16 protein-coding genes and 1 pseudogene are annotated in these 15653 nt (G+C 72.8%); 13 read left to right on the top strand and 4 right to left on the bottom strand.

Annotated elements, in window-relative coordinates; all coding sequences use genetic code 11:
- Positions 1 to 22 precede the first annotated feature (22 nt).
- Entirely contained in the window at positions 23 to 1174 is a 1152-nt protein-coding gene (locus ABZ464_RS32470) for an NADH-quinone oxidoreductase subunit D (protein WP_359282817.1), read from the top strand.
- A gap of 3 nt (positions 1175 to 1177) precedes the next feature.
- Here ABZ464_RS32470 and ABZ464_RS32465 read toward each other — a convergent pair whose 3' ends face one another.
- Entirely contained in the window at positions 1178 to 2224 is a 1047-nt protein-coding gene (locus ABZ464_RS32465; protein WP_359282814.1) for an SAM-dependent methyltransferase, read from the bottom strand.
- A gap of 118 nt (positions 2225 to 2342) precedes the next feature.
- Between ABZ464_RS32465 and ABZ464_RS32460 the strand changes: the two genes are divergently transcribed.
- A complete protein-coding gene (locus ABZ464_RS32460; RefSeq protein WP_359282811.1) occupies positions 2343 to 3545 on the top strand; it encodes a sensor histidine kinase in 1203 nt (400 codons plus the stop codon).
- A gap of 87 nt (positions 3546 to 3632) precedes the next feature.
- Positions 3633 to 4304, top strand: coding sequence for a response regulator transcription factor (locus ABZ464_RS32455; protein ID WP_359282809.1), 672 nt, complete (start codon positions 3633 to 3635; stop codon positions 4302 to 4304).
- Between the two features lie 18 nt (positions 4305 to 4322).
- Here the strand turns inward: ABZ464_RS32455 and ABZ464_RS32450 are convergent, their stop codons facing one another.
- The 3 genes from ABZ464_RS32450 to ABZ464_RS32440 form a co-directional block, all read right to left on the bottom strand.
- Positions 4323 to 5429, bottom strand: a complete 1107-nt coding sequence (locus tag ABZ464_RS32450) for a DUF5937 family protein (protein WP_359282806.1) — start codon at positions 5427 to 5429, stop codon at positions 4323 to 4325.
- A gap of 123 nt (positions 5430 to 5552) precedes the next feature.
- A complete protein-coding gene (locus ABZ464_RS32445; protein ID WP_359282804.1) occupies positions 5553 to 6539 on the bottom strand; it encodes an aldo/keto reductase in 987 nt (328 codons plus the stop codon).
- 31 nt (positions 6540 to 6570) lie between these two features.
- Complete coding sequence (locus ABZ464_RS32440; RefSeq protein ID WP_359282802.1) at positions 6571 to 7332, bottom strand: alpha/beta fold hydrolase; 762 nt, start codon at positions 7330 to 7332, stop codon at positions 6571 to 6573.
- A 283-nt stretch (positions 7333 to 7615) separates the two neighbouring features.
- Here ABZ464_RS32440 and ABZ464_RS32435 point away from each other — a divergent pair.
- The 10 genes and pseudogenes from ABZ464_RS32435 to ABZ464_RS32390 all read left to right on the top strand — a co-directional run.
- Positions 7616 to 7831: pseudogene (locus ABZ464_RS32435) on the top strand (hypothetical protein); the annotation flags it as partial.
- 57 nt (positions 7832 to 7888) lie between these two features.
- A complete protein-coding gene (locus ABZ464_RS32430; RefSeq protein ID WP_359282800.1) occupies positions 7889 to 8836 on the top strand; it encodes a DUF2520 domain-containing protein in 948 nt (315 codons plus the stop codon).
- Positions 8833 to 9834, top strand: a complete 1002-nt coding sequence (gene panC / locus ABZ464_RS32425) for a pantoate--beta-alanine ligase (protein WP_359282798.1) — start codon at positions 8833 to 8835, stop codon at positions 9832 to 9834. Before ABZ464_RS32430 ends, panC begins: the two co-directional genes overlap by 4 nt.
- On the top strand, positions 9831 to 11546 hold the full coding sequence (locus tag ABZ464_RS32420; RefSeq protein ID WP_359282795.1) for an L-aspartate oxidase: 1716 nt from the start codon (positions 9831 to 9833) through the stop codon (positions 11544 to 11546). Before panC ends, ABZ464_RS32420 begins: the two co-directional genes overlap by 4 nt.
- Before the next feature lie 5 nt (positions 11547 to 11551).
- Positions 11552 to 12538, top strand: a complete 987-nt coding sequence (gene nadC / locus ABZ464_RS32415) for a carboxylating nicotinate-nucleotide diphosphorylase (protein WP_359282792.1) — start codon at positions 11552 to 11554, stop codon at positions 12536 to 12538.
- A 16-nt stretch (positions 12539 to 12554) separates the two neighbouring features.
- Positions 12555 to 13352, top strand: a complete 798-nt coding sequence (locus ABZ464_RS32410) for a type III pantothenate kinase (RefSeq protein ID WP_359282790.1) — start codon at positions 12555 to 12557, stop codon at positions 13350 to 13352.
- A 131-nt stretch (positions 13353 to 13483) separates the two neighbouring features.
- Positions 13484 to 14212 (top strand): hypothetical protein, encoded by a 729-nt coding sequence (locus tag ABZ464_RS32405; RefSeq protein ID WP_359282954.1) that lies wholly within the window; start codon positions 13484 to 13486, stop codon positions 14210 to 14212.
- A 79-nt stretch (positions 14213 to 14291) separates the two neighbouring features.
- Positions 14292 to 14471 (top strand): hypothetical protein, encoded by a 180-nt coding sequence (locus ABZ464_RS32400; protein WP_359282788.1) that lies wholly within the window; start codon positions 14292 to 14294, stop codon positions 14469 to 14471.
- 127 nt (positions 14472 to 14598) lie between these two features.
- A complete protein-coding gene (locus tag ABZ464_RS32395; RefSeq protein ID WP_359282785.1) occupies positions 14599 to 15042 on the top strand; it encodes a BlaI/MecI/CopY family transcriptional regulator in 444 nt (147 codons plus the stop codon).
- A gap of 9 nt (positions 15043 to 15051) precedes the next feature.
- Positions 15052 to 15609, top strand: coding sequence for an amino-acid N-acetyltransferase (locus ABZ464_RS32390; RefSeq protein WP_359282782.1), 558 nt, complete (start codon positions 15052 to 15054; stop codon positions 15607 to 15609).
- Positions 15610 to 15653: the final 44 nt, after the last annotated feature.

Raw genomic sequence — 15653 nt, 5'->3', positions numbered from 1 at the left:
TACGTAGGGGAGACTGGATCCCATGACTCCTACGACGGAGACCACGGTCGGGATCGGCGGCGCCGCGGAGAGCACCGACATGGTGCTCAACATCGGCCCCCAGCATCCCTCCACGCACGGCGTGCTGCGGCTGAAGCTGGTGCTGGACGGCGAGCGCATCCGGCACGCCGAGCCGGTGATCGGCTATATGCACCGCGGCGCGGAGAAGCTGTTCGAGGCGCGCGACTACCGGCAGATCGTCATGCTGGCCAACCGCCACGACTGGCTGTCGGCGTTCTCGAACGAGCTGGGCGTGGTCCTCGCGGTGGAGCGGATGCTCGGCATGGAGGTCCCCGTGCGGGCGGTGTGGACGCGCACGCTGCTCGCGGAGCTGAACCGGGTGCTGAACCACCTGATGTTCCTGGGGTCGTACCCGCTGGAGCTGGGCGGCATCACACCGGTCTTCTACGCGTTCCGCGAGCGCGAGGTCCTCCAGAACGTGATGGAGGAGGTCTCCGGCGGGCGGATGCACTACATGTTCAACCGCGTCGGCGGCCTCAAGGAGGACCTGCCGGCCGGCTGGGCGTCCCGCGCGCGTGGCGCCGTCGCCGCCGTCCGCTCGCGCATGGACGTCTTCGACGACCTCGTCCTCGGCAACGAGATCTTCCGGGGGCGCACCCGCGCGGTGGGCGTGCTCTCGCCGGAGGCCGTGCACGCGTACGGCGTGAGCGGGCCGATCGCGCGCGCCTCGGGCGTCGACTTCGACCTGCGCCGCGACGAGCCCTATCTCGCGTACGGGGAGCTGCAGGACGTCCTGAAGGTGGTGACCCGCGAGGAGGGCGACTGTCTCGCCCGCTTCGAGTGCCTTCTGGCGCAGACCCACAACGCGCTCGACCTCGCGGACGCCTGTCTGGACCGGCTGGCCGAGCTGCCGCCCGGCCCGATCAACCAGCGGCTCCCCAAGGTCCTCAAGGCGCCCGAGGGGCACACGTACGCGTGGACCGAGAACCCCCTCGGCATCAACGGCTACTACCTCGTCAGCAAGGGCGAGAAGACGCCGTACCGCCTGAAGCTGCGCTCGGCCTCCTACAACAACATCCAGGCCCTCACCGAGCTGCTGCCCGGCACCCTGGTCGCGGACATGGTGGCCATCCTGGGGTCGATGTTCTTCGTGGTCGGGGACATCGACAAGTAGGGCTCAGCGGAGTGGGTCGGGAATTCCAACCGGCTGGAGCAGCCAGCCGAAGTCACCGAGTCCGCCCGGGGCGGTGAGTTCGGCGGCCTCCCCGGCGGAGGCCAGGGCGCGGACGTACGCGGCGGGGTCGGTGGAGGCGAGCGCGAGCGGGGGGCGTGCGCCCGCGAGGCCCAGGGCGTGCAGGGCGGCGCGCTGAGTGAGCAGCCGCGCGCCGGGACCCCCCACGACCGCCCCGGCCTGCGCGCACGCGTCCAGCGCCACATGCGCCGTGATGTCGCACGCCCCGTCCGGCACGGGTGCCGTCTCGCGGCCCTCCCGGAATCCGGTGAGCGTGCCGAACGGGGGGCGGGCGTCCGCCGTGTGGGCGTAGTCCACGGCCACCGCGAGCCCGCGCGCCACGGACGAGACGGCCGACGCCCAGGCCGTGTCCCGGGGCAGCCCGATCTCCGCCCGCAGCCCCTGCTTGAGCCCCTGCTCGTCCGGCAGCGGCCACCAGCGCGCCAGCCACCGCGCCGCCGCGCCCGACACCGGCTCCCCGAGCCGTTCGGCGCCGTCCCGCCGTACGAGGACCAGCCGGGGCACGCCCGCGGAGTCCACCTCCGCCACCTCCACGGGCACGTTGTCGAGCCACTCGTTGGCGAACAGCAGCCCGGTGATCCCGGGCGGGGGTGCGGGGAGCCACTCGATCCGGGGATCCAGGGCTTGCGGGCGGTCGGCGCGTTCGACGGCGTACGCGCGCGTGCGGGCCGCCACCTCGGCGGGGAGCGTGGCGAGCACGCCGGTGACGAGTTCGCCCCGGCCGGCGGCCATGTCGACGAAGTCGAGCCGCTCGGGCCGCCCCAGCGCCTCGTCGACCCGGCACAGCAGCCGGGCGACGGCCCGGGCGAAGAGGGGCGAGGCGTGCACCGACGTACGGAAGTGCCCGGCGGGGCCCTCGGGCCGCCGGTAGAAGCCGCCCGCGCCGTACAGCGCGTCCTCGGCCGCCGCCCGCCACCCCCGCCAGTCGCCGGAGTCGCTGGAGCCGCCGGAGTCGCTCACTTCGTGCGTCATCCGGTCAGACTAGGCGTACAGGTGATCACGGCCTCCACCTTGCGGAGTATGCGCGCCGGGACCGGATCGGTCCTCCGGTTGACCCCCGCACACACGGCGCTTCCCTACGCTGGGTTACGTGCAGCGCCTCTATGACTTCCTCCGCAGACACCCGACCGGGGTGGACGGCTTCTGGGCCGTCGTCCTGTTCGGGATCACCGCGGCTGCCGGAACCGCGGGCCAGGACCGGGGCGGCACCGACTCCATGGCGCTGCTCGTGCCTGTCACCTTCCTCCTGTGCCTGGTCATCGCGCTGCGTCGGCTCATGCCCGAGAAGATGCTGGTGCTGGCCGCCCTGCTCGGGCTGGCCCAGCTGGTGCTGAACGTCGGGGTCACGGCCGCCGACTTCTCCCTGCTGGTGATCGTCTACACCGTCGCGGCCACCGGCGCCCGCTGGTCCTCCCGGCTCGCCCTGGTCATGGCCCTGAGCGCGGCCACCCTGGCGCAGCTGCGCTGGCCGCACCCGCACGCGAGCGTGCCGGGCCAGGTCGCGGTCATCGTCTTCCAGACCGTGCCGTTCGCCCTCGCCTGGGTGCTCGGCGACTCGATCCGCACCCGGCGCGCGTACTTCGCGGAGCTGGAGGAGCGCAACGCCCGGCTGGAGAAGGAGCGCGAGGCGCAGGCCAAGGTCGCGGTCGCCGCCGAGCGCGCCCGGATCGCCCGGGAGCTGCACGACGTCGTCGCGCACAACGTCTCGGTGATGGTGGTGCAGGCCGACGGCGCCGCGTACGTCCTCGACGCCGCGCCCGACCAGGCGAAGAAGGCACTGGAGACGATCTCCTCCACCGGCCGGCAGGCCCTCGCCGAGATGCGCCGCCTGCTGGGCGTGCTGCGCACCGGGGAGCACCAGGAGGTCGGGGAGTACGTCCCGCAGCCGGACGTGGAGCAGATCGAGGACCTCGTCCAGCAGTGCCGCGGTTCGGGGCTGCCGGTCGACTTCAAGATCGAGGGCACCCCGCGGCCGCTGCCCAGCGGCGTCGAGCTCACCGCGTACCGGATCGTGCAGGAGGCGCTGACGAACACGCGCAAGCACGGTGGGCCGAACGCGGGCGCGAGCGTGCGGCTGGTCTACTTCGACGACGGTCTCGGGCTGCTCGTCGAGGACGACGGCAAGGGCGCCCCGCACGAGCTGTACGAGGAGGGCGGCGCCGACGGACAGGGGCACGGCCTGATCGGCATGCGGGAGCGGGTCGGCATGGTCGGCGGCACGCTGGACGCGGGCCCGCGTCCGGGCGGAGGATTCCGCATCAGCGTCCTGCTCCCGCTCAAACCGGCGCATTGACGCCGACGCACGCCCCTCGTTGACACCTGTCACGCCCCCACCCCCCTATTCAGAAGACACGATTCAGAAGACACGGAAGAGGACCCGATGGCGATCCGCGTGATGCTCGTCGACGACCAGGTGCTGCTGCGCACCGGTTTCCGGATGGTGCTCGCCGCCCAGCCGGACATGGAGGTCGTGGCGGAGGCGGGCGACGGCGTCGAGGCCCTCCAGGTGGTGCGGTCCACGGCCGTCGACGTCGTCCTGATGGACGTCCGTATGCCGAAGCTCGACGGGGTGGAGGCCACCCGGCGGATCTGCGCGGAGCCCGACCCGCCGAAGGTGCTGATCCTGACCACCTTCGACCTCGACGAGTACGCGTTCTCCGGGCTGAAGGCGGGCGCCTCCGGCTTCATGCTGAAGGATGTGCCGCCCGGGGAGCTGCTCGCCGCGATCCGCTCCGTGCACAGCGGCGACGCGGTGGTCGCGCCCTCCACCACACGCCGTCTCCTCGACCGGTTCGCGCCGATGCTGCCCAGCGCCGGCAAGGAGCCCCAGCACAAGGAGCTGGAGCGGCTCACCGACCGTGAGCGCGAGGTGATGGTGCTGGTCGCGCAGGGGCTCTCCAACGGGGAGATCGCCGCCCGGCTGGTGCTGTCCGAGGCGACCGTGAAGACCCATGTCGGCCGCATCCTGACCAAGCTGGGGCTGCGGGACCGGGTGCAGGTGGTGGTGCTGGCCTACGAGACGGGGCTGGTGCGGGCCGGCGGACACGGCTGACGCACGCCGGTCCGCCCGTCAGCGCAGGAGACCCTCCAGGAAGTCGCTGCCCAGCCGGGCCACCACCGTCACGTCCAGCTGGTGCAGGACGTACCGGCCGCGGCGGCGGGTGGTGATGAGGGAGGCCTTCTTGAGGACGCCGAGGTGGCGGGATATCTCGGGGGCCGTCATGCCCAGGGACTGGGCCACCTCGGTCGTGGTGTAGGCGCTGCGGGCCAGCAGCCGGCAGATCCGCATCCGGACGGGGTGGGAGAGCGCGGTGATGCGCAGCGTCAGCTGCTCGACGGAGGGCGGCGAGGCCAGCTCGGGGGAGCCGACCGGGTAGTGCAGGACGGGCTGCCAGCCGTACCGGTGCAGGACCATCAGATGCGGCCAGCCGAGGCTCGTCGGGATGAGGAGGAGCCCGCCGTCCGCCGTGGCGGTGCGGCCGTGGGCCATCTTGTCCACGGAGATCTGCGCGGCGCCCTCGTCCAGCGACACGGTGGAGGACACCGAGGCGAGCGCCTCCGCCAGGCCCTTGCGGCGCAGCAGGTCGGTCTTGTGGCGGGCGTCGGCGGCGAGCGGGTGGCTCACCCGGGCCCAGACGTCGGCGAAGAACGCCTCCTCGCAGTCCCGCAGGAACTGCCGCAGCCAGGCGCGCACACCGGGCGGGTCGTCGAGCAGCCGCCGGGTGAAGTGCACCTGCCGGGGACCGCGGGAGGCGGCCAGGTCCAGGGCGCGGCGGTGCTGGGCCGGGTCGGCGAGGACATCGAGGCCCGGCGCGTCGTACCCGGGGGTGCACATGAACTCCGTCGCGGCGTTCACGAACTGTTCGTCCGTCAGTTTGTCGAGGAGGTCCAGTTCCTCGGTGAGCGTGGCGCCGGGCAGGGTGTCGCGGCCCGGGAGGCCGGCGTACGGCAGGAAGAGGTCGGAGAACGTCGTCCGCCACAGGAAGTCGGCCTCGCACATCCGGTCGGCCAGATGGGGGTCCAGGCGGGCGGTGACGCCGGTGACCCAGCCCTGCAGACCGGGGTGGTGGCCGGGCTCGGAGAGCGCGTGCAGGGCCATGCCGAGCTCGGCCAGGGGCGAGGGCACGACGGCGACCCGCTCCGGCCGCAGCCCCGTGATGTCGATGCGGACGCTCATGCCTTCATGGTGCACCCCGCCACTGACAGCCCGGCTCCCGATTGACGACAGCCGTCAATCGGGAGGGAACAGAGGCCCGCGGGCGGGGGCGGAGACGGTCTCAGCGCACGCCGTCCGACGTCCTCAGTGCACGCCGTCCAGCTTCGCGCGCTGCTCCGCCGTCAGCTCCAGGTCGACCGCCGCCAGGCTGTCGTTCAGCTGTTCGATCGAGGAAGCGCCGACCAGCGGCAGGATCGGGATGTCGCCGCCGAGCAGCCAGGCCAGGACCACCTGGTTGACGCTCGCGCCGGTCTCCTCGGCCACCTCGCGCACCGCCCGGAGACGGGGCTGGGTGCCCGCGTGCTCGAAGCCCGGGCCGAGCGGCTTGTCGTCGCGGACGTACGCCCCCGACAGCAGCGGGGAGTAGGCGACCTGGGTGAGGGAGGGGTGGGCGCGGACATAGCTGAGCAGGTCCGCGCCGACCAGGCCCTGGTTGCCGTCGGGCGAGCGCAGGCTCGGGATGTCGGTGCGCTGGCGGAGGTAGCTGTGGTGGTGCTGGAGGACCTCGTAGCCGGGCAGGCCGGCCGCCCTGGCGAGGGTGCGGGCGGCCTCGATCCGCCAGGCCCAGTGGTTGCTCGCGCCGAGCAGACCGGCGACGCCGTCGGCGACGACCTCGCCGAAGCCCTGGACGGTCTCCTCCAGGGGCGTCTTCTCGTCCATGATGTGCGCGTACAGCAGGTGGATGCGCTCGATGCCGAGGCGCTCCCTGCTGCGCTCGGCGGACTCGCGGATGGTCTTGGCCGACAGTCCCTCGACGTCCAGGCTGAAACCGCGCGACGGGGCGTTCGGGCGGGCGCCGAGTTTGGTGGCGAAGGTGATCTCGTCGCCGATGCCCCGGCTGCGGATCCAGCGGCCGAGCAGCTCCTCGCTCTCGCCGCCCTGAGTGCCGTTGACCCAGAAGGCATAGTTGTCGGACGTGTCGACGAAGGTGCCACCCGCCTCGACGTAACGGTCGAGAAGGGCGAAGGAGGTCGCTTCGTCGGTCACCGTCCCGAAGTGCATGGAGCCGAGGCTCAGGACACTCACCTCACGGCGGGTGGCCGGGTCGCTGCCGATGACGCGGTATTTCATGAGGGTCCTCTTCGGGATTCCGGGAAATCGGTCACGGATTTAATGATTCCGGGGCACTGGAAATGCCGTCGGCGATGTTCCGTACGACGGCTTCGATATGCGGCACCAGAAAGAAATGGCCGCCCGCGAAGGTGTGGAGGGCGAACGCGTCGGTCGTGTGGGTGGCCCAGGCCCGGGCCATGGGGGCGTCCACGCGCGGGTCCTCGTCCCCGATGAACGCCGTGACGGGGCAGTCGAGCGGGGGTGCGCCCCGGTAGCGGTACGTCTCCGTGGCGCGGTAGTCGCTGCGTACCGCGGGCAGGATCACCGCGAGCAGCTCGGGACTGTCCAGCATCCGGGGGTCCGTGCCGCCGAGGCGTCTCATGTCGGCGATCAGCTCCTCGTCGCTCGCCCGGTGTGCCGAGCCGGGCGTGGGCACCGAGGGCGCGCGCCGCCCCGACACGAACAGGGCGCGCGGACGGGCCCCGGCGGCCCGCAGCCGGCTGCCCACCTCGAACGCGAGCGTGGCGCCCATGCTGTGCCCGAACAGGGCGTACGGCTCCTCGGCCCACTCGGCGAGTTCGGCGGCGACGGTGTCGGCCAGCTCGTGCAGATCCTCGACACAGGGCTCGTGGAACCGCTCCTGGCGGCCCGGATACTGCACGACGAGCACCTCGGCCCGGGGCGCGAGCCGTGCCGAGAACGGATGGAAGAAGGCGGCGTTGCCACCGGCGTGCGGAAACACGAACAGCCGCACGGCGCCCGGCGCGGCGGCATGGAAACTCCGGAGCCACGGAGTGCCGGGCGCCTTCACGCCCGCCTCGCGTCATGGACTTTCAAGGGGCGTCCTTTCGTCCGGAGGAGGTCGCGAGCCAACGTACACGACAGGTGTCGGGCGAAGATCTCGGGTGAAGATGTCGGGGAAAGATGCCGGGGAAATATTATCGGTCCTATTCGGCGGTGAATTCATTTTTGGCCATCCATTTGTTCGCGGACTTTTCTCGCCGCACGGTGCTCACGGCTCCGGTGTCGCGGTGACCGCCCGGCCGGTGTGTGACGCTGGTCTCGCCGGGGCCCCGGCGGAGTTCCGGCAATCCGTCCCCGGCATCCCCGTCGGTCCCGGCGGGGATTCCTTCGAGCTCGGCGGAAACTCCCTGTTCGCCGTCCGTGCCGGCGCCGCCCCGCGTGCCCGCGGAGCGCCGTCCGCACCGGCGCGCGCCCTCCCAGGGACACCCACGGACCGGGCCCGCACCGGCTGCCGGCGCAGCCTCACCGCGAGACGACCGGGCCGCCCCGAACCCCAATCGCGTTAACATGACGAGAAATCGTCCGGTACCCCGCGCGGACTGGAACGGGAAGGCCGCCCTCGCGTGAGTGCATTTCAACAACCAGACCCCAGGGACCGCCCCGCGCGGCTCACCGTCGGCGTCGTCGGCGCCGGCCGGGTGGGACCCGCCCTCGCCGCGTCCCTCCAGCTCGCCGGACACCGCCCGGTGGCCGTCTCCGGAGTCTCCGACGCCTCCCGGCGGCGGGCCGCGCTGCTGCTGCCCGACGTACCGCTGCTGCCGCCCGCCGAAGTCCTGCGCCACGCCGACCTGGTGCTGCTCACCGTCCCCGACGACACCCTGCCCGGCCTGGTGCAGGGGCTCGCCGAGACCGGCGCCGTACGGCCCGGGCAGCTCCTCGTGCACACCTCCGGCCGCTACGGCGCGAAGGTCCTCGAACCCGCCCTGCGCGCGGGCGCCCTGCCGCTGGCCCTGCACCCGGCGATGACCTTCACCGGCACGCCCGTGGACGTCCAGCGCCTCGCCGGCTGCTCCTTCGGCGTCACCGCCCCCGACGAGCTGCGGCTGGCCGCCGAAGCCCTCGTCATCGAGATGGGCGGCGAACCCGAGTGGATCGCCGAGGAGAACCGCCCGCTCTACCACGCGGCCCTCGCCCTGGGCGCCAACCACCTGGTCACCCTGGTCGCCCAGTCCATGGAGCTGCTGCGCACGGCCGGCGTCGAGGCCCCCGACCGGATGCTCGGCCCGCTCCTCGGCGCCGCCCTCGACAACGCGCTGCGCTCCGGTGACGCCGCCCTCACCGGCCCCGTCGCCCGCGGTGACGCCGGCACGGTCGCCGCGCACGTCGCCGAGCTGCGCCGGCACGCCCCGCAGACCGTCGCCGGGTATCTGGCGATGGCCCGGGCGACCGCCGACCGCGCCCTCGCGCACGGACTGCTCAAGCCGGAACTGGCCGAGGACCTCCTCGGCGTCCTCGCGGGCCGGGCCGACGGCGCCCCGGGCACCCACGGCACCGAAGGAGACGCCGGATGACCACCACCCTCCTGCGCACCGCCGCCGAACTGCACGCACGCGCGCGTACCGGCCGCCGGGCCGTCGTGATGACGATGGGCGCCCTGCACGAGGGCCACGCCACCCTGATCCGCACCGCCCGCGAACTCGCCGGGCCGCACGGCGAGGTCGTCGTCACCGTCTTCGTCAACCCGCTCCAGTTCGGCGAGGGCGAGGACCTCGACCGCTATCCGCGCACCCTGGACGCCGACCTCAAGATCGCCGAGGAGGCGGGCGCGGACGCCGTGTTCGCCCCGGCCGCGGACGAGGTGTACCCGGGTGGCGAGCCCCAGGTCCGGGTCAGCGCCGGTCCGATGGGGGAGCGTCTTGAGGGCGCCTCGCGCCCCGGCCACTTCGACGGCGTGCTCACCGTCGTCGCCAAGCTGCTCCACCTCACCCGGCCCGACGTGGCGCTGTACGGCCAGAAGGACGCCCAGCAGCTCGCCCTGATCCGCCGGATGGTCCGCGACCTGAACTTCGGCATCGAGATCGTCGGCGTCCCCACCGTCCGCGAGGACGACGGGCTCGCCCTGTCCAGCCGCAACCGCTATCTGTCCGCCAAGGAGCGGCGCACCGCGCTCGCGCTGTCGGCGGCCCTGTTCGCCGGGAGCGACCGGCACGCCGCCCAGGAGGCGTTGCTGGCCCGCGCACGGGAGGTGCCCGCCACGCACGCGCGTGCCGAGGCGCTCAGCGCGCTCGGAGAGTCGCGCGCGGCAGCCGACGCGCACGCCGTCGCGCAGGCCGTCCCCGGCGGTCCGTCCGCCGTCCGCGCGGCCGCCCTGCTGGTCCTCGACGAGGCCGCGCACCTGGACCCGCCGCTGGCACTGGACTACCTCGCACTCGTCGACCCCTCCGACTTCACGGAGATCGGGGACGACTTCACCGGCGAGGCCGTGCTCGCCGTCGCCGCCCGGGTCGGGACGACCCGGCTGATCGACAACCTCCCCCTCACCTTCGGAACCTTCGGAGCCGCCTCGTGACCAGCACAGGCATACGACTGCACGCGCCCGCCCCGGGCTGGTCGATCTCCGCGGACGTGGTGGTCGTCGGCTCCGGCGTGGCGGGGCTCACCGCGGCCCTGCGCTGCGAGGCCGCCGGCCTGAACACCGTCGTCGTCACCAAGGCCCGCCTCGACGACGGCTCCACCCGCTGGGCGCAGGGCGGCATCGCCGCGGCCCTCGGCGAGGGCGACACCCCCGAACAGCACCTGGACGACACGCTGGTCGCGGGCGCGGGCCTGTGCGACGAGGACGCCGTCCGGATCCTCGTGACCGAGGGCCCGGACGCCGTACGGCGGCTGATCGAGACCGGCGCGCACTTCGACGAGTCCGCCGAGGGCAACCTGGAACTCACCCGTGAGGGCGGCCACCACCGGCGCCGGATCGCCCACGCGGGCGGCGACGCGACCGGCGCGGAGATCTCCCGCGCGCTCGTCGAGGCGGCCCGCGCGCGGGGCGTACGGACCATCGAGAACGCCCTCGTCCTGGATCTGCTCACCGACGCCGACGGCCGGACGGCGGGCGTCAGCCTGCACGTCATGGGCGAGGGCCAGCACGACGGCGTGGGCGCCGTGCACGCCCCGGCGGTCGTCCTCGCCACCGGCGGCATGGGCCAGGTGTTCTCCGCGACCACCAACCCGTCCGTGTCGACCGGCGACGGCGTGGCGCTCGCGCTGCGGGCCGGCGCGGAGGTCAGCGACCTCGAATTCGTGCAGTTCCACCCGACCGTGCTGTTCCTCGGCCCGGACGCGGAGGGCCAGCAGCCGCTGGTCTCCGAGGCCGTACGCGGCGAGGGCGCCCACCTGGTGGACGCGGACGGCGTGCGCTTCATGGTGGGGCAGCACGAACTCGCCGAGCTGGCGCCCCGGGACATCGTCGCCAAGGGCATCATGCGCCGGATGCAGGAGCAGGACGCCGAGCACATGTTCCTCGACGCCCGCCACTTCGGCGCCGAGATGTGGGAGCACCGCTTCCCGACGATCCTCGCCGCCTGCCGCGCCCACGGCATCGACCCCGTCCACGACCCCATCCCGATAGCCCCGGCGGCCCACTACGCCTCCGGCGGCATCCGCACCGACTCCCGGGGCCGGACGACCGTCCCGGGCCTGTACGCGTGCGGCGAGGTCGCCTGCACCGGCGTGCACGGCGCGAACCGGCTCGCGTCCAACTCCCTCCTGGAGGGCCTGGTCTACGCCGAGCGGATCGTTGCCGACATCGCCGACAGCCACGCCGGCGACGGTCTGCACGCGCGCGTGCCCGCCCCGGTGGAGCACCCGCAGAAGCCGGCCCATCCGCTGCTCGGCGCCGAGGCCCGGTTCGCGATCCAGCGGATCATGACGGAGGGCGCCGGGGTGCTGCGCTCCGCCGAGTCCCTCGCCAAGGCCGCCGACCAGCTGCAGCGCCTGCACGCCGAGGCCCGCGACGCCCTCGACGAGAACGGCAAGACCGCCGAGCCCGGCGTCGACACCTGGGAGGCCACCAACCTCCTGTGCGTGGCCCGCGTCCTGGTCGCCGCCGCCGCGCTGCGCGAGGAGACGCGCGGCTGCCACTGGCGCGAGGACCACGCCGAGCGCGACGACTCGGCATGGCGCCGCCACATCGTCGTACGGCTGAATCCGGACCGGTCCCTCGCCGTACACACCACCGATACCGCAGACTTCCCCCCGACCCGGCAGCACCAGCAGGAGCAGTGACACACGTGAGCACCGACGACCTCCCCCTCGCCCCGACCGGCGGCTGCGGCGACGGCTGCGCCTGCGGCGCAGAGGGCGACCTCGGCGACGAGGAATACCTGGAGTGCGGTCTCGACCCCGCGCTCGCCCAGCTCCTGGCCGAGGCCGGGCTCGACCCGGTCGAGGTCGAGGACATCGCCAACGTGGCCATCCAGGAGGACCTGGCGCACGGCGTGGACGTGACGACCGTCGCGACCATCCCCGAGGAGGCGGTGGCCACCGCCGACTTCACCGCGCGCGAGGCGGGCGTGGTCGCCGGCCTCCGGGTCGCCGAGGCGGTCGTCTCGGTCGTCTGCACCGACGAGTTCGAGGTCGAGCGGCACGTCGAGGACGGCGACCGCGTGGAGGCGGGCCAGAAGCTGCTGTCGGTGACGACCCGCACGCGCGACCTGCTGACCGCCGAGCGCAGCGCGCTGAACCTGCTGTGCCGGCTCTCCGGCATCGCGACCGCCACGCGCGCGTGGGCGGACACCCTGGAGGGCACGAAGGCGCGCGTGCGGGATACCCGCAAGACCACGCCGGGCCTGCGCTCGCTGGAGAAGTTCGCGGTCCGCGCGGGCGGTGGCGTCAACCACCGCATGTCGCTGTCGGACGCGGCCCTCGTCAAGGACAACCACGTGGTCGCGGCGGGCGGCGTCGCCCAGGCCTTCACGGCCGTACGGGAGACCTTCCCGGACGTGCCGATCGAGGTCGAGGTGGACACCCTGCACCAGCTGCGCGAGGTCGTGGACGCGGGCGCCGACCTGATCCTGCTGGACAACTTCACCCCGGGCGAGTGCGCGGAGGCGGTGGGCATCGTCGGCGGACGCGCCCTGCTGGAGGCCTCGGGCCGGCTGACCCTGGGGAACGCCAAGGCCTACGCCGACACCGGCGTCGACTTCCTGGCCGTCGGCGCCCTGACCCACTCCTCGCCGATCCTGGACATCGGTCTGGATCTGCGGGACGCGGAGTAGGGAGCGGGTACCGGTCATGCTGCTGACGATCGACGTGGGGAACACGCACACGGTGCTCGGCCTGTTCGACGGTGAGGAGATCGTCGAGCACTGGCGGATCTCGACCGACGCCCGCCGTACGGCCGACGAACTCGCCGTCCTGCTGCAGGGCCTGATGGGCATGCACCCGCTGCTCGGCGTGGAGCTGGGCGACGGCATCGACGGCATCGCGATCTGCGCGACCGTCCCCTCGGTGCTGCACGAACTGCGCGAGGTGACCCGCCGCTACTACGGCGACGTCCCCGCGGTCCTCGTCGAACCGGGCGTCAAGACCGGGGTGCCGATCCTCTTCGACAACCCCAAGGAGGTCGGCGCCGACCGCATCATCAACGCGGTCGCCGCGAACGAGCTCTACGGCGGCCCGGCGATCGTCGTCGACTTCGGCACCGCGACGACGTTCGACGCGGTCAGCGCGCGCGGGGAGTACGTCGGCGGGGTCATCGCCCCCGGCATCGAGATCTCGGTGGAGGCCCTCGGCGTCAAGGCGGCCCAGCTGCGCAAGATCGAGGTGGCCCGGCCGCGGAGCGTGATCGGCAAGAACACCGTCGAGGCCATGCAGTCCGGCATCGTCTACGGCTTCGCGGGCCAGGTCGACGGCGTGGTCACCCGCATGGCCCGGGAGCTGGCGGAGGACCCCGACGACGTCACGGTGATCGCGACGGGCGGGCTCGCCCCCATGGTCCTCGGGGAGTCGGCGGTGATCGACGAGCACGAGCCGTGGCTGACGCTGATCGGGCTGCGGCTGGTGTACGAGCGGAACGTCTCGCGCATGTGAGCTGCGTCTTCCCCCGCGTTCCCGGACCGCGTCGGGGGATTCGCACGCGCCACACCCGCCCCTTATGTCGAATTTGTCCGATTAGCGCGTATCGTCGCCGCATGCCCACGCCATACGGATCCCGCGGCGGCATGGCGTTCGGCGCGGAGGAGCTGCGTGTGCTCCGCCGCGCCCTCGCCCTCGCCCTCCACCCCGGTCCCGCCAGCGCCGAGGACGTCCAGGACTGCCATCGCCTAGCCGAGTCCCTCGACGAGGCGCTGCGCGAGGCCGCCCGGTTGCGGGCCTTCCTGGTGGCCGACCTCGGCCGGTACCGCGCAGCCCTGCCCGGCGCCGCCGCCGGCTACCTCACGCTCCTGGCGGAGGTCCTCGCCACGGGTTACCGCCCCGACGTCGAGGACCTCGCCGCCCTGCGCACCCTGCGGCACGATCCCGTGGCCGCCGCCCTCCTGGACCGCTGCCAGGTCCTCGCCGAACAGGACGTACGGGCCCGCCTCGCCCGCCGCACGCCCCGCCAGGCCTCCCCTGCCGTCCCGACGGTCCCGGCGTCCCGTACGCGCCTTCTCGCCCTTCCCGGGGGCCGTTCCGCCGAGGCCGACGGAGTCCGGGTCGCCGCCGCCGACGACGACCCGCGCGACGATCCGCGCGAGGAACCCCGCAAGAAGCCCGCCGAGCGGCCCGCCGGGGAGCCCGCCGAGAAGCCCGCCGCGCCCGCCCCCGGTCCTGTGAAGCGCCCCGCGTCCGAGCCCGCCCGCCGTCCCGTCCCCACCCCGGGCGAGGTCTTCCCCCGCCGCAGGCCCACCCCGCCCCCGCCGCCCGCCGAGCCGGAGCAGGAGCAGCGGCGGAGACTGGCGGTCGGCTGAGACGCACGCACGCGCGTGCCGGGGCGCGTCGACCCGACCCCGGCCCGATGTCCCGTTCCTCCGTGGCTACCCTGGATCCATGGACTATGTCTCCGCGCTGGTGCCCCCCGTCGTCATGGCCGTGTTCTTCATCGGTGTGATCAGGGTGATCGTGAAGACCCAGGGAGGCGCCAACAAGGCCAAGGAGGACGCGGCCGTCGACGCCGCCCTCGCGCGCACGCAGAGCGCCCGTCAGGCCTCCGCCGGCACCGACGCCTGACCTGCCTGCCCCTGCCTGACCAGGCGTACGGCTCTCCCCGGAGTCGTACGCCCTTTTTGTGCAGGTCTGATAGGTAAAGCGCCCGTCCGGCACGCGATTGCCGCGATCTCCCACTATTGTGCTGAGAGTGCCTCGCCCATTGGGAGAACTCGAAGACGCGGTCATGACGCGGGTGTGGAAGTGGAACCGCCCGGTGACCGTTCGGGAAGTCCTGGAAGACCTTCAGCGGGAACGGTCCATCGCCTACACCACGGTGATGACCGTTTTGGACAATCTCCATCAGAAGGGCTGGGTGCGCCGCGAGGCCGAAGGCCGGGCCTATCGATATGAGGCGGTCTCCACCCGCGCCGCCTACGCCGCCGCCCTCATGAACGACGCCTGGGCGCAGAGCGACAACCCCGCCGCCGCCCTCGTCGCCTTCTTCGGGATGATGAGCGACGAACAGCGACAGGCCCTGCGCGACGCCGTACGCATCGTCCAAGGTCCGGAAACATCCGAGGCATCCGAAGCCGCATCTGCGGGCAGTGCCGGGGAGAACCCCGCCTCGGCGTCCGAGGGCGGCGGGCGATAGCGTCCGCACATGTCCGCAGAGAGCCCCGCCGCCGAGAACCCCGAGAACCCCGAAGTCGGCGCTAAAGCCATCACCGTCCGGCGGGCCCGGACCGGCGATGTGCCCGCCGTGCGCCGACTCCTTGACGCGTACGTCCGCGGCGGCATCCTGCTCGACAAAGCGACGGTGACCCTTTACGAGGACATCCAGGAGTTCTGGGTCGCCGAACGCGACGACAACGCCGAGGTCGTCGGCTGCGGCGCGCTGCACGTGATGTGGGAAGACCTCGCTGAAGTGCGCACTCTCGCCGTGAAGCCCGGCCTGAAGGGCTCCGGTGTGGGCCACCGGTTGTTGGAGAAGTTGCTGGACACCGCGCGCTGGCTCGGTGTTCGCCGCGTTTTCTGCCTGACCTTCGAAGTGGACTTCTTCGGCAAGCACGGCTTCGTGGAGATCGGTGAGACGCCCGTCGACACCGATGTCTACGCGGAGCTGATGCGTTCCTATGACGAGGGCGTAGCGGAGTTCCTCGGACTCGAACGAGTGAAACCGAACACCTTGGGCAACAGCCGGATGCTTCTGCATCTGTGATCGGGGCCGTCCATTCCGACGGACCGGCCTTGCCCGGTGCCCTA

The organism is Streptomyces sp. NPDC005820, assembly GCF_040630255.1.
Lineage (GTDB): Bacteria > Actinomycetota > Actinomycetes > Streptomycetales > Streptomycetaceae > Streptomyces.
Note: the sequence above shows the minus strand (reverse complement) of the source record. Positions and strands in the feature narration are given on the sequence as shown.